Here is a 14,585-nt window from a genome sequence, read left to right on the forward strand (position 1 = left end):
CGCGCGGGAACGGCAATTCGTGAGATGCCGCGCCCGGTTTCGCCGTGTGACGATGCAAATATGCCAGAGGAACGCGGAACCACCGCTTCTGAAGCGCCGGGGCCGCGCGCTTTCCCGGTCGTGACGTCATCCGTGCAGGACGCGGTGTGGCTGCTCGACCGGGTCGCGTCGTGGCGGCCGGCGCATCAGGTGTGCCGCGCGTTCGAAATCTCCGGCCCCCTCCGGGTGGAAGCGTTGCGCGCGGCCTGGTACTCGGTCGTCGGACGGCACGAAATCCTGAGGACCACGCTCGCCGACGTCGCGGGCCGTCCGGCGCCGAGCGTCTCCGCCGGCACGGATTCGTTCCGCTACCTCGATCAGAGCGATCTGTCCCCTTCGGACCACGACGCGGGCACCGAGCGGCTGGCCGCCGAGCCGCTGGACCTCGCGGCTGGACCGGTCACCAGGCTGACCGTGCTCCGGCTGAGCGCCGACGTGCATCGCGTCGTCCTCGTGCTGCACCGGGCCGCCGCCGACGACCGTTCGCTGTCACTCGTCCTGGACGAGCTGTCCGCGTGCTATCCGGGACCGGCCTCGCCCGGCCCCGCCGCAGCCCCGTACGCCGTTCACGCGGCCCGGGAGCGCGCCCGGCAGGAGACCGCCGAGTTCCGGGAACTCCTGCGGTGGTGGAAGGCGGAACTGACGCCGGTACCCGGTCCGCCCGTCCTGCCGGTGGAGCGGCCCCGGTTCACCCGGCCGCCCGCTGCCGACGGCGCCGTCCCGTTCTCGTGGGAGGCACTCGGCTCCGCGCTCGCCGGGCTGTGCCGGGCGGAGCGCACCACGCCGCTCGCGGTGCTGCTCGCCGCGTTCCAGACGGTGCTGTACCGGTACGGCGGTGGCGACCGGGTGCCCGTCGGTGTCCCGGTCGGCACCCGCACCGAGGGCTGGGAAAAGACGATCGGCCCGTTCGGCAACACTCTGGTGCTCTGCGGCGATTTCGACGGCGGACCGACCTTCCGCGAGCTCGTCGCTAGGAGCACCGCGACGGTGCGTTCGGCCTTCGAGCGCCGGGCCGTTCCGTTCGGCAGGCTGCTGCGGGAGCTCGACGTCGACCACGATCCGCGCCGGGCACCGCTGTGCGACGCGATGCTCGTCGTCCACGACGAACCGGAGGCCGTGCCGCGGCTCGCCGGAACGACGGTCCGGCGGTACGACCTCGGCCGGATCGGGCACCCTCGCCCGTGGCAGCCCGCCGAGCTCACCTTGATCGTCTCCGGGATCGGGGAGTCGATCGACGGGGTGCTCGAATTCCACGGCGACCTGCTCCGGCCGGAGCAGGCGGCGGTCCTGCTCGAGCAGACCCGCACGCTGCTGGCCGGCGCCCTGGCGAAGCCGGACACGGTGGTGGACGAGCTTCCCCTCGACGACGCCGAACGGTCCGCCGAGATCGCCCGTGCGGCGGACCGGAGCGACGAGCCGCCCGCCGCGGTCCCCGTGCACGAGCTGGTCCGCGGGCACGCCGAGCGCATCCCCTCGGCCGACGCGGTCGTCTGGAGCGGCGGCAGGGTGACCTACGCGGAACTCGACCGCCAGGCGCTGGCGGTCGCCACCCGGCTGCGCGCGCTCGGCGTCGCGGGAAGGGCCGCCGCGGTCCGGATGACCCCGGGGCCGCACCAGCTCGCGGCGTCCCTGGGCGCGCTGCGGGCGGGCGCGCACCTGATCTGGTTCGGCACCGGCGACGCGGGTGACCGGGCCAAATCGATTCTCGCCGAGCTGCGGCCCGCCTGCCTGCTGCTGGCCGGCGCCGCGGACGCCGACGAGCTGGCGCGCTACTACCGGGACGAACTCGGCGGCCGGATCGTGGACGTCACGGCGCCCGGCCGCGCGGACGCCGCCGGGGCGGCCGGAGAACGCGTCACGCCGGACGACCCGGTCTACGTGGCCTACACGTCGGGCTCGACCGGGAAGCCGAAGGGCGTCGCCCAGTCCCATGGTTCGTTCGCCCAGTTCGTCACCTGGTTCGCGGGCGAATTCGGCTTCGGGCCGGGAGCACGCGTCGCGGCCTGGGTCGCGCCGGAACACGATCCCAGCATCTGCGAAGTGTTCGCGGCCCTCTCCGGTGGCGCGACTTTGCTCCCGGTGCCGGAGAACGTCCGGGTGCATCCGGAGAAACTGGCGGACTGGCTCGCCGGGGAGCGGATCACGTTCCTGCAGACCGTACCCAGTTTCGCGCGGGAACTGCTCGTCGCGATCACCGGTGGGCGGGCCGCCCGCCCGGTTTCGCTGCGGCACCTGGTGCTGATGGGGGAGGCGTTGCCCGCCGACCTGGTCGACGGCCTGCGTGCGGCGCTGCCGGAGACCCGCGTCGCGAACATGTACGGACCGACCGAGACGATCGCGGCCACCTGGTGCGTGCTCGACCCGCCCGTCGCCGGGAGCGTGCCGATCGGCAGGCCGATCCCCGGCAGGCAGGTGCTCGTGCTGGACGGCGCGGACCGGCCGTGCCCCACCGGGGTCACCGGCGAGATCGTGATCCGCGGCCCGCACGTCGCGCGGGGCTACCTCGGTGGTGACGAACGGGGCGGCGCGTTCCGCCCGGTGCGCCAGGACTCGGACGGTGACCGGGAGATCCGCTGCTACCGCACCGGCGATCTCGCCCGGGTCCGGTGGGACGGCCAGCTGGAGTTCCGGGGCCGCAAGGACTTCCAGGTCAAACTGCAGGGCAATCGGATCGAACTCGCCGAGGTCGAGGCCGCCCTCGCCGGGCACGAGTCGGTCGCGGAATGCGTGGTGGTCCCGCTGACCGGCCACGACGGCCTGGTCGCGCAGCTGATCGCCTACGTCGTACCGCGGGACTCGGCGCCGGTCAGGGAGTGGCGGACGCGTCTGCGCCGCCGGTTCGGCGCGTCGATGGTGCTGGTGTCGTTCGAGATCGTGGCGGGCGCGTTGCCGCGCAACCTGGCGGGAAAGGTGGACCGTCGGCGGCTGCCCCCGCCGCGCGCGCTGCGGGCCGGTGCCGGGAGGGCACCGGGGACCTGGGTGGAACGAGAGGTCGCCGCCATCTGGTCGGACCTTCTCGGTCTCGTCGAAGTCGGCGCCGACGACGGTTTTTTCGCCTCCGGCGGGCATTCCCTGCTGATCCCCGAACTCGCCGATCGCCTACGGGAGCGGTTCGGCGTGGCGATCCCGAGCTGGGATTGCTTCGAAAACTGCACGGTCTCCGGTCTGTCCGCGTTGCTCGGATCGGCGGGCGTGCGGGAAGACCCGGACGGTGTGCGGGACATGGCGGTATGAGCGGTTCGGGCAGCGACGAATGCTGCCGTCCAAGTGATGGAGGAGAGCGATGACCCTGGTCGAGGAAGCCGTTGTTTTCAACGGCGAGACGCTGGACATTGCCGATGTCCGGCGGGTTGCCGAAGACCGAGTGCCGTGCCGAGTGTCGCCGTCCGCGCTGGAGAAAGCGGCCAAATGCCGGACGATGTTCGAGGACATCGTCCGCCAGGAGATCCCGATCTACGGGGTCACCACCGGCTACGGCGAAATGATCTACATGCTGGTCGCCACCTCGGAGGAGGTGGCGCTGCAGACCAACCTCGTCCGCAGCCACAGCGCCGGTGTCGGACCGCTGTTCTCCGAGACCGAGGCGCGGGCCATCGTCGCCGCGCGGCTGAACGCGCTCGCCAAGGGCCACTCCGCGGTGCGGCCCGTGGTGCTGGAGCGTCTCGCGTTGTACCTCAACCTGGGGATCACGCCCGCGATCCCGGAAATCGGTTCCCTCGGCGCGAGCGGTGACCTCGCGACCCTGTCGCATATCGCCTCGACGCTCATCGGCGAGGGCTACGTCCTCCGTGACGGCGAGAAGGTCCCGACCCGCGAGGTCCTCGACGAGTTCGGCATCGAGCCGCTCGAACTGCGGTTCAAGGAAGGCCTCGCGCTGATCAACGGCACCTCCGGGATGACCGGGGTCGGCTCGCTCGTCGTGCACAAGGCGCTCGAGCAGGTGCGGCAGGCCGAGATCGTCACCGCGCTCCTCATCGAGGTCCTGCAGGGTTCGAACAGCCCGTTCCTCCGTGAAGGCCACGACATCGCGCGGCCGCACGCCGGCCAGATCGACACCGCGGCGAACATGCGGGCGCTGATGAGCGGGAGCAAGCTCACCGTCGACCACGCCGATCTGCGGCGCCAGGTCGCCGATCAGGGCGAGCGCGGCGGTGACGACGGGAAGCTGCACGACGGCGGCGTCCAGCGCACCGAGATCTACCTGCAGAAGGCGTACTCGCTGCGCGCCATCCCCCAGGTGCTCGGCGCGGTGCGGGACACCCTCTATCACGCGACGACGAAGCTCGACATCGAGCTCAACTCGTCCAACGACAACCCGTTGTTCTTCGAGGGCCAGGAGATCTTCCACGGCGCGAACTTCCACGGCCAGCCGATCGCGTTCGCGATGGACTTCGTGACGATCGCGCTGACCCAGCTCGGCGTGCTCTCCGAGCGGCAGACCAACCGGGTGCTGAACCGGCACCTGTCCTACGGTCTTCCGGAGTTCCTCGTCAAGGGCGACCCCGGCCTCAACAGCGGTTTCGCCGGCGCCCAGTACCCGGCGACCGCGCTGATCGCGGAGAACCGGACCATCGGCCCGGCGAGCACGCAGAGTGTCCCCTCCAACGGCGACAACCAGGACGTCGTCAGCATGGGCCTGATCGCCGCCCGCAACGCCCGCCGGGTGCTGCAGAACAACGAAAAGATCCTCGCGGTCGAGTTGCTCGCCGCGGCGCAGGCGGTCGACATCTCCGGCCGGGTCGCCGGGCTCAGCCCCGTCGCGAAGGCCACCTACGACGCGGTGCGCGCGCTCGTCCCGACCCTCGACGAAGACCGCTACATGTCCGACGACATCGAGACGATCGCCGAGGCGGTCTCCCGTGGTGACTTCCTCGCGGCCGCCACGGGGGCCGGCGCCGAACTTCGGTGAAAGCCCGCTCGCCGGCATTGGATCAGGAGGACTGACACGTGAGCACTGAGAACGATTACGACGTCGTCGTGGTCGGCGGCGGCCCCTGCGGTTCGACCGTCTCGACCCTGGTGGCGATGCAGGGGCATCGGGTGCTGCTGCTCGAAAAGGAGCAATTCCCCCGCTATCAGATCGGGGAGTCGCTGCTCCCGGCGACGGTGCACGGGATCTGCAGCCTGCTCGGGGTGACCGAAGAGCTCGAGCAGGCGGGGTTCGTCGTCAAACGCGGCGGGGCGTTCCGCTGGGGACGCAACCCGGAGCCGTGGACGTTCTCGTTCTCGGTCTCTTCGAAGTTCGCCACCGAAGGGTCGACCGCGTACCAGGTCGAGCGGTCGAAATTCGACCAGATCCTGCTCGAGAACGCCCGCCGCAAGGGAGTCGACGTCCGCGAGCAGGCGTCGGTGGTGGACGTTCTCGAGGACGGCGACCGGGTGAACGGGGTGCTGTACGCCGACGAGGACGGGGTCCGGCGTGAGATCCGCGCCCGCTACGTCGTCGACGCGTCCGGCAACAAGAGCCGGATCCACGGCCGGGTCGGCGGGAAACGGCACTACTCCGAGTTCTTCCGCAACATCGCGCTGTTCGGCTACTTCACCGGCGGCAAGCGGCTGCCCGCCCCCAACGCGGGCAACATCCTCGCCGCCGCGTTCGAATCCGGGTGGTTCTGGTACATCCCGCTTTCGGACGAGCTGACCAGCGTCGGTGCCGTGCTGATGCCGGAGGCGCTCGAACGGGCGAAGGGGGACCGCGAGAAGGCGCTGCTCGACCTGATCGAGGAATGCCCGCTGATCGCGTCGTTCCTCGCCGACGCGAAACGGGTCACCGAGGGCCAGTACGGCGAGATCCGCGTCCGCAAGGACTACTCCTACATCCAGGAGAAGTTCTGGCGGCCGGGTCTGGTCCTCGCCGGCGACGCCGCCTGTTTCATCGACCCGGTGTTCTCCTCCGGAGTGCACCTGGCGACCTACAGCGGCTTGCTGGCGGCCCGTTCCCTCAACACGGCGCTGCGCGGTGAGGTCGGCGAGACGATCTGCTTCGAAGAGTTCGAGTCGCGGTACCGCGGTGAATACGCGCGCTTCCACGACTTCCTCGTCGGGTTCTACGACATGCACCAGGACGAGGACTCGTACTTCTGGAAGGCGAAGAAGGTCACCAACAACGTCGCCTCGGATCTGGAAGCGTTCGTCGAACTGGTGGCGGGCGGGGCCTCGCACGAGCACGCCCTCGTCGATCCCAAGTCCTATGTGGACTCCCGGGCGGCCGCGTTCCGCGAGCTGACCGAGGCCGTCGAACAACCGGTCAAGGTGGCCGGGGAGGACCGCGACCTCCTGCAGACCTCGCTGGCGAAGGCGGTGTCGAAGGAAGGGGCCAGGATCCAGGTCCAGGCCGTCGTCGGCGCGAACGCCGACGAGACGGTCCCGGTGCGGGACGGGGGGCTCGTCCCCTCTCCCGACGGTCTGCACTGGTCGTTGCCCGCGCAGCGGCTCGCGAGCTGAAAGGAACTTTCCTCATGAGCGAGACGTCCGGTGTGCCGGAGCGGTTTCCGCTTTCGTTCCAGCACGATTTCCTGCGGATGATGGACCGGGGAGACGGCACCGGCCCGTTCGGGCCCCGGTACGTCATCGTCGGCGGCTGGCGGGTCCACGGCGAGATCGACCTGGCCGCGCTGCGCGGCGCCGCGGCCGATGTCGTCGAGCGGCACGAGGCACTCCGTACCCGGGTCGTCCTCGACGAGAACGATCCGCACCAGGTGATCCTGCCGCCTGTCGAGCCCGAGTTGCGTGAATGCGCGCTCGACGGGGACGCGGACCGGGACGAGGTGGCCGACCTCTTCCTCAACGAGATCGAGGCGGGCGAGTTCGGCGCCGGCGAACAGCCGCTGGTCCGGTTCCTGCTCGGCCGGTTCGACGAACGGGACGCGGTACTCGCGTTCGTCGCGCATCACACCGCCGTCGACGGCTGGTCGGCGCAGGTGCTCGTCCGCGATCTCGTCGCCCGCTACGCGGCGCGGCGGGACGGGGCGGCGGACGGGCTCCCCGCGGTGCGGCAGATGCGGGATTACGTGACGTGGCAACACGAGAACGCGGACTCCCCGGCGGTGCGCCGGGCGCGTGAGTTCTGGCGGGAGAACCTGCGGGGCGGGCGCGTGGTGGCGATGCGGACGGATCTGCCCCGTTCGCCCGATGCCACGTTCCTGACCTCGTGGCACCGCTACACCCTCGAGCCGGAGTTCAGTGCGGCGACCGTGGAGATGGCGGCGGAGACCCGCAGTTCCGTCTTCATGGTCCTGCTGGCCGCGTATCTCACCTACCTGCGGGACGAGACCGGCGAATCCGATCTGGTCGTGCCGACGTTCACGCCGGGGCGGCATCCCACGTGGACTCAGGAAAGCGTCGGGTACTTCTTCAATTTCCTGCCGCTGCGCGTCGATCTCACCGGATGCGCCGACTTCCGGGAGGTCGTCGCCAAGACGCGCGCGGCCTGTGTTTCGGCGTACACACACGAAATCCCGTTCTCCCAGATCATCGCCGAGGCGCCGGAACTGATGAACGCCGTCATGGAGCCCTACGGCGCGGCCTGTGTGTTCCAGGCGGTCCAGTCGCCGTTCACCATGACCGACGAGGAACACGGCGGCGTGCGCTGGACCGCCATCCGCCGCCGGCTGCGGTCCGCGCCCGTGGGAACCCAGATTCCCAACGGCGCCCTGTGGTCGCTCGAACTGGACCCGGCCGGGGACATCCTCGGCAAGTTCGGGTTCAACACCAATCTCTTCCACGAGCCCACGATCACCGGAACGGCGGACGGCTTGCGGCGAACCCTGCGCGAAACCCTCGTCGAGCCCTACGAAATCCGGCGCCGGGCCGCCTGACCGCGTGGCTTCGCCTCGCGCAACGTACGAGATGACAACCGGAAACCGCCGCGGATACCTTGATGGACAAGTGAATCCGCCGATGTCGAGCGCGCGTTTCCATCAGCACAAGAGGTGAGGGAAGCCATGACCGAACTGGGGACGATCTCGGATGAGCTCGGCAAGATGTACGACCAGACCACGCCCCTGTCCATCGCGCTGAACGACGGGCAGGAGCATCTGGCGTACTGGTACGGAAAGGAAGACGACACAACGGTTTTCGAAGCGGCGCAGCGGATCACCCGCAAGGTGGCGGACACCTTGTACCTGCGTCCCGGGGAGCGCCTGCTGGACGCCGGCTGTGGTGTCGGCGCCCCCGCGGTCCTCGTCGCGAAGGAAACCGGCGCGCTGGTGACGGGCATCACCGTCAGCGCGGCGCAGGTCGCCGAGGGGGAGCGGCGCGCCTTCGAGAGCGGGCTTTCGCGGAGCGTGCGGTTCGAACGCGGCGACTACCAGTCGATCGCGTATCCGGACGGCAGTTTCGACGCGATCATGGCGATCGAGTCGCTGATGCACGCGCCCGATCTCGACGCCGTGCTCGCCGAGTTCCATCGCGTGCTCCGCCCCGGCGGACGGCTCGCTCTTTCCGACTGCACCCGGGAACCGGGGATGAGCGACGACGAGTTCGTCCAGCTGTCGGAAGCGTTCAAGATGCACTGCCTGCTGACGATCCCGCAGTGGGTCGAGACGTTGAAGCGGGCGGGTTTCGTCGTCGAGGAGTACATCCAGTGCGGTCCTCGGGTCTACGGCATGGGTTTGCGCTATCTCGACCGGGCGAACGAGCTGCAGGACGAGCTGGTCTCGGACTTCGGTGAAGAAGCCATCGAGAATTTGAAACAGGGCTACCGGAACTATTTCGGGGCAGGCGGGGAACGCATGGGCTACGGAATCATCGCGGCCCGCAAACCCGCCGAAGGGCGCTGCTGCGCCAAATGCGGGACCACCTACTGATCCCGCCGAACGCCTGTGACGGAAACCCTTCACAGGCAAGACTTTCCGCTCGCCGGGGCCTGGGGAGATGGCACCAGAGTCCCTCATATCCGAGAGAAGGGCGCCATGACCACCACGCCGTTGCACGCCGAAAACCCGCCGGAGTACCCGATCCCGCGGAAGTGCCCGTACCGGCCGGCGAGTGAGCTCGTCGACCTCAGGAAGCACAGCCCGATGACCAAGGTACGGCTCTACAACGGCCGCACCGCGTGGCTGGTGACCGACACCGAGGCCGCCCGCACCGTCCTCGCGGACCACCGGAAGGTGTCCATCAGCGCCAAGGTCGGGAACTTCCCGATGCTGAACGAGGAGTTCGAGGCGATCGTCGACAGCGGTTTCGCCGAGGTGCTCTTCGGCGCGGATCCGCCCGTGCACACCCAGCAGCGGCAGATGATCATGCCGAGCTTCACGATGCGGCGCGTCGACCGGCTGCACTCGGACATCCAGCGCATCGTCGAAGAGAAGTTCGACGAGATGATGAGCAAGGGGAACACCGGCGACATCGTCGCCCAGTTCGCCCACCCGGTCCCCTCGCTGGTGATCAGCCTGCTGCTCGGTGTCCCCGCAGAGGAACGCGAAGAGTTCGACGAGCCCGCCAGAAGGCTGTTCTCGGCGGAACCGGGCCAGGCCGAGCAGGCGATGACCGACCTGAACGCCTACCTGGAGAAGCTGATTTCGCACAAGGAGGCCAATCCGGGCGCCGGTCCGGTCGGTCTCGTCGACGACCTCGTCGAGAACCAGCTGAAGGGCGGCAAGGTCGATCGGGCCACCCTCATCCAGCTCGCGCTGGCGATGCTGGTCGCCGGCACGGACACCACGACGAACGTGATCTCACTCGGCACGCTGGCGCTGCTGGACAACCGGGAGCAGTGGGACGCGCTGGTCGCCGACCCGGGGCTCGTGCCGAACGCGGTCGCCGAGATGCTGCGGTACGTCTCCCTGATCGAGCAGTACGGCCGGGTCGCGACCGAGGACATCGACCTCGGCGGTCACGTGATCAAGGCCGGCGAAGGAATCCTGATCAGCTCGGTCGGTGTCGCGTTCGACCCGGCGACGACACCCGATCCCTTCCGGTTCGACATCACCAGGGAGCCAGGGGCGAACATCGCGTTCGGCCACGGCGTGCACCGGTGCCCCGGTGCCGAGCTGGCGCGGCTCGAACTCGAGATCACCTTCCGGGCGATGATCGCGCGCATGCCGAACCTGCGGATCACCATTCCGCACGACCAGGTCCCCGGTAACAACGACGGGACCCTGCAGCGGCTCTTCGAGCTGCCGGTCGCCTGGTGAGGGGGAGGACACGATGACGAATTACCGTGGTGTCGCCTACGACACGGGCACCAACTTCGCCACCGGCCAGGGCGAGCTCTCCAGGAACGTCTGGAGCGACGCGCTGATGCAGAGCGAGATCGACGTCATCAGCTCGGACCTGAACTGCAACTCGGTCACGGTCTTCGGCACGGATCTCGATCGGCTGACCGCCACCGCGACCGCCGCGGTGGACCGCGGCCTGCACGTGTACCTCCAGCCGCGGCTGGTGGAAGGTACGCAGCAGGAGATCCTCGACCATCTCGCCGAGGGCGCCCGGCTCGCCGAGTCGCTGCGCGGCGACGGCGCTCTGATCAGCTTCGGCGTGGGCGCCGTGCAGCTGATCTTCACCCCCGGGCTCATCGAGGGCGGCTTCTATCACGAGCGGATGGCGAACGTCTTCGCCGACGCGAACCACTTCCTGCTCCACCCGACCGCGCAGGTCGATCCGGCGGCCGCCGCGCCCCTGCTCAACGAGTTCCTCGGCAAGGCCGCGGCGGTGGCGAGGGCGAACTTCGAGGGCGAGGTCGGCTACTCCGCCGCGCCGTTCGAGGACGTGGACTGGGATCCGTTCGACTTCGTCGGCATCCAGTACCACTGGACGCCGAAACCCCGGACGCGCGAGGGGCATCTGGCGTTCATCGACGGCTACCGCAAGTGGAACAAGCCGATCCGGATCACCGAATACGGGACGGCGACCTACACCGGCGCCGAGCAGAAGGCGTTCTTCGTCTGGGACATCGCCGACCGCAGCGGCGAGGTGCCGACGATCGTCGACGGCTACGTCCGCGACGAGGCGGCGCAGGCGGGCTACCACCGGAAGATGCTGGAGCTGTTCGAGACGGCGGGCGTCGACGGCGTCACGGTCTCGGAACTGATCCACCCGACCCATCCGCATTCGCCCGATCCGCGATACGACCTGGACATGGCGAGCATGGCCGTCCTGAAGACCATCAGGGACGACTTCTCGGATGTGAATTCCACGTATCGCTGGGAGAAGAAGGAATCGTTCCACGCGATCGCCGACCACTACGCGCGAGCCGTTTCCGGTAACGGGACCAGTTCCGCGCGAGTCGCCTGAGAGGGGTGAGTCCCGATGCGAGTGTTGTTCACCGTCTATCCGTCGTTCGCCCACCTGTGGCCGATCGTGCCCTGTGCCTGGGCGCTGCAGAGCGCCGGGCACGAGGTCCGGGTGGCCACGCACGCCAGCTTCGCCGACGCCGTCGCCGGCGTCGGTCTCTCGCCGGTGGGGCTGGGCGACCCGAACGCCAACGAGGCGCGGATGCGTCCCGACGCGAAGGCCCCGCCCGGGCCTGAGGACGTCCTGCACTACGCCGAGGTCCTCGGCCTCGACGAAGAGGGTCGCGAGCACTGGATCGCCTTCTACCAGTATCTGCTGAACGCGGTGTCCGACTACGTCCGGACCGACCTTCCGGACGCCTCGGACCTGGTGAGTTTCGCCAAGGTGTGGAAGCCGGATCTGGTCATCTGGGATCCGACGTTCGCGTCCGGTCCGGTCGCCGCCCGCGCCTGCGGTGCCGCGCACGCCCGTTTCCTCATGGGCCCGGACTGCTTCGCGTGGAGCATGGACAAACTCGCCGAGCGCCGTGCCGAGCTCCAGGCGGCGGGTCTGTCGGAAAACCCACAGGCGGATCTCCTCCGGCCGCTCGCCGAGAAATACGGGATCGAAGTCGACGACGAACTGATGTACGGGCAATGGTCCATCGACCCGCTGCCGCCGGGCCTCGGCCTGCCGAACAGCTCGACCCGTATTTCGATGCGTTACGTGCCCTATTCGGGCACCGAAACGCTGCCGGAATGGCTGTACGAGCAGCCGGAGCGGCCGCGGATCGCGCTGACGCTCGGCGAATCCACCCGCCGGTTCATCAAGGGGGACTGGGGCCGCACCCCGGCGATCATCGAGGCGGTGGCCGATCTCGACGTCGACGTGATCGCGACACTGAACGAACTGCAGATGTACGGGGTCGGCACCCTGCCTGCCAACGTGCGGCGGATCGAGTGGGTCCCGCTGACCTATCTGCTGCCCACGTGCTCGGCGATCATCCACCACGGCGGGATGGGCACCTTCGCCGCGTCGATCGCGTTCAAGGTGCCGCAGATCGTCTGCGACACCGACGAATCGCTGCTGATCCGGGCCGTCGAGGAGGAGCCGTCGGCCGGGCTGTGCCCGCGGTGCGCCGGCGCCGGGGAACCGGGTGCGCTGGACTCGGGCACGTACCGGGTCGGCTGGGAGTTCGGGGTGCGCGAGGAGGCCCGCGAGAAGGTCACCCAGTGGGAAATGCCGGCGAAGAAGCTGGAATCGACTCCCACCGCGAACTACGTGCTCGGCCGCGGCAACGGTGTGCGGCTCGATCACCGGACCCAGTCGGTCGACGAGATTCGCAAGTCGATCCTCCAGGTGGTGACCGAACCCGCGTTCGGAGAGGGTACGGAGGCCGCGTACCAGGAGTGGCTTTCCCGGCCGAGCCCGCACGAAATCGTTCCGATGCTCGAAAAACTGACCGAGGCGAATCGTAGGCGCTGAAGGCCTTGCCGGCGACAGAAGTTCCCATTTGCCCTCGATGTCGCATTTTGAAAGATGCCGCCGACGCTGAGTCTTGACACGCTTACACATAGTGGGACCCGTGATGGTGCCCCTTTGAAACATTCCGAGAGAGGTGAGGTTTGTGTCTGTTGACGAGGCGGTCCCTCGAGCAGGTCGGCGTGAATGGTTGGGGTTGGCGGTATTGGCCCTGCCGACAATGCTGACGATGCTGGACATTTCGGTGTTGTTCCTTGCGTTGCCGAGCTTGTCAGCGGATTTGGGAGCTTCCGCGTCGGAGCAATTGTGGATCAGTGATATCTACGGATTCCTGATCGCCGGTTTCCTGGTCACCATGGGCACGCTCGGCGACCGGATCGGCCGGCGCCGGGTGCTGCTCTTCGGTGCCGCGGCGTTCGGACTTGCCTCGATTCTCGCGGCGTATTCGACCTCGCCGGAGATGCTGATCGCGGCGCGGGCGTTGCTCGGTATCGCCGGTGCGACGATCATGCCGTCGACCTTGGCGCTGATCTTCACCATGTTCCCGAATCCGAAGCAAATGGGTGTCGCGTTCTCGGTCTGGGCCGGGGCGATGACGGCGGGGGTCGCGTTGGGCCCGGTCGTCGGTGGTGTGCTGCTGGAGAGCTTCTGGTGGGGATCGGTCTTCCTGATCGGTGTCCCGGTGATGCTTCTGCTGCTGGTGACCGGACCGTTCCTGCTGCCGAACACGAAGGAAGCGAGCCCGGGACGCCTCGACCCGGTCAGCGTCATCCTCGTGCTGGCCGCGATCCTGCCCTTCATCTACGGCTTCAAGGAGCTGGCGCGGATCGGCTGGGACACGCTTTCGTTCGTGGCGATCATCGTCGGTGTGGTGTTCGGCATCGTGTTCGTCCTCCGTCAGCGGCGGCTGGAGAACCCTCTGCTGGACGTGCGGCTGTTCGCGATCAAGGCGGTGAGCGGCGCGCTGCTGCTGTCGTTCCTGATCGCCGCGGTCCAGGGCGGCGCGGGGCTGTTCATCGCGCTGCAGCTGCAGCTCGTCGAAGGCTTCAGCCCGATGAACGCCGGGCTGTGGCTGCTGGTGCCGACCGTGGTGCTGCTGGCCGGGATCTTCATCAGTTCGGCCGTCGCCAAGAAGATCCGGCCGGCCTACGTGCTGGCGGCGGGCACCCTGATCTCGGCGATCGGCATGTTCGTCCTGACGCAGGTGACCGCGACCACGGGGGTGGCGCTGCTGATCGTCGGCTTCACCATCGTGTACCTGGGCGTCAGCCCGGTCGGCCCGCTGGTCAGCCAGATGGTCGTCCCGGCCGCTCCCGAGGACAAGGCCGGTTCGGCGTCGTCGCTGTCGTCGACCGGTGGTGAGCTGGGCGTCGCGCTCGGTGTCGCCGCCATCGGCAGCATCGGCACGGCCGTCTACCGCAGTGAGGTGACCGTTCCCGCCGAGATCGCGGGGACGGCGGACGGCGCGACCGCCGGCGAATCGCTCGCCGGGGCGCTCGAGGTCGCGAAGAACCTGTCCACGTCGGTGGCCGATTCGCTCATCACCTCCGGCAAGGAAGCGTTCACCTCCGGGCTGAACATCGTCGCGGTGGTGTGCACGGTCGCGTTCGTCGGGCTCGCCGGTGTCGCGATCGCGACACTGCGGCACGTTCCGCCGATGAGCGGCGACCACGGTCACGGGGACGAGGAAGCTCCGGAGGCCGTCGCCGAAGAAGAGCGCGCTCCGCTGGCCAGCGCGTAGACGCAACCAAGAGACCGCCCGGCTGGAGACAGCCGGGCGGCTCGCGTGACCGGTCGGTGCTCGCCGTCGGGCGGTGGGGCGGACCAGCAGTGGAAAACCCGTGCGGAGA

Annotated in this window: 9 protein-coding genes; all 9 read left to right on the plus strand. The window is 68.8% G+C overall.

The genetic code is table 11. The features are described from left to right. The first annotated feature begins 60 nt into the window (after positions 1-60). The 9 genes from ACLJQ7_RS12875 (at position 61) to ACLJQ7_RS12915 (ending at position 14,476) form a co-directional block, all read left to right on the plus strand. Positions 61-3,273 carry a non-ribosomal peptide synthetase gene (locus ACLJQ7_RS12875; protein WP_410648408.1) on the plus strand — a complete coding sequence of 1,071 codons (3,213 nt, stop codon included), beginning with the start codon at positions 61-63 and terminating at the stop codon, positions 3,271-3,273. Between the two features lie 49 nt (positions 3,274-3,322). Continuing rightward, positions 3,323-4,948 (plus strand): tyrosine 2,3-aminomutase, encoded by a 1,626-nt coding sequence (gene cmdF, locus ACLJQ7_RS12880; protein WP_410648409.1) that lies wholly within the window; start codon positions 3,323-3,325, stop codon positions 4,946-4,948. Between the two features lie 38 nt (positions 4,949-4,986). Beyond that, positions 4,987-6,483 carry a tryptophan 7-halogenase gene (locus ACLJQ7_RS12885; RefSeq protein WP_410648410.1) on the plus strand — a complete coding sequence of 499 codons (1,497 nt, stop codon included), beginning with the start codon at positions 4,987-4,989 and terminating at the stop codon, positions 6,481-6,483. A gap of 14 nt (positions 6,484-6,497) precedes the next feature. Further along, the gene (locus tag ACLJQ7_RS12890) at positions 6,498-7,856 is read left to right on the plus strand and encodes a condensation domain-containing protein (RefSeq protein WP_410648412.1); all 1,359 of its coding nucleotides are present in this window, start codon (positions 6,498-6,500) and stop codon (positions 7,854-7,856) included. A gap of 126 nt (positions 7,857-7,982) precedes the next feature. Next, positions 7,983-8,846 (plus strand): SAM-dependent methyltransferase, encoded by an 864-nt coding sequence (locus tag ACLJQ7_RS12895; RefSeq protein ID WP_410648413.1) that lies wholly within the window; start codon positions 7,983-7,985, stop codon positions 8,844-8,846. Positions 8,847-8,951: 105 nt separating this feature from the next. Next, positions 8,952-10,175: a cytochrome P450 gene (locus tag ACLJQ7_RS12900; protein ID WP_410648414.1), complete on the plus strand. Its 1,224-nt coding sequence runs from the start codon at positions 8,952-8,954 to the stop codon at positions 10,173-10,175. A 13-nt stretch (positions 10,176-10,188) separates the two neighbouring features. Next, a complete protein-coding gene (locus tag ACLJQ7_RS12905) occupies positions 10,189-11,274 on the plus strand; it encodes a hypothetical protein (RefSeq protein ID WP_410648416.1) in 1,086 nt (361 codons plus the stop codon). A gap of 15 nt (positions 11,275-11,289) precedes the next feature. After that, positions 11,290-12,738, plus strand: a complete 1,449-nt coding sequence (locus ACLJQ7_RS12910) for a nucleotide disphospho-sugar-binding domain-containing protein (RefSeq protein ID WP_410648417.1) — start codon at positions 11,290-11,292, stop codon at positions 12,736-12,738. 226 nt (positions 12,739-12,964) lie between these two features. After that, positions 12,965-14,476 (plus strand): MFS transporter, encoded by a 1,512-nt coding sequence (locus tag ACLJQ7_RS12915; protein WP_410648418.1) that lies wholly within the window; start codon positions 12,965-12,967, stop codon positions 14,474-14,476. Positions 14,477-14,585: the final 109 nt, after the last annotated feature.

This window comes from Amycolatopsis sp. cmx-4-54 (genome assembly GCF_046548895.1).
Lineage (GTDB): Bacteria > Actinomycetota > Actinomycetes > Mycobacteriales > Pseudonocardiaceae > Amycolatopsis.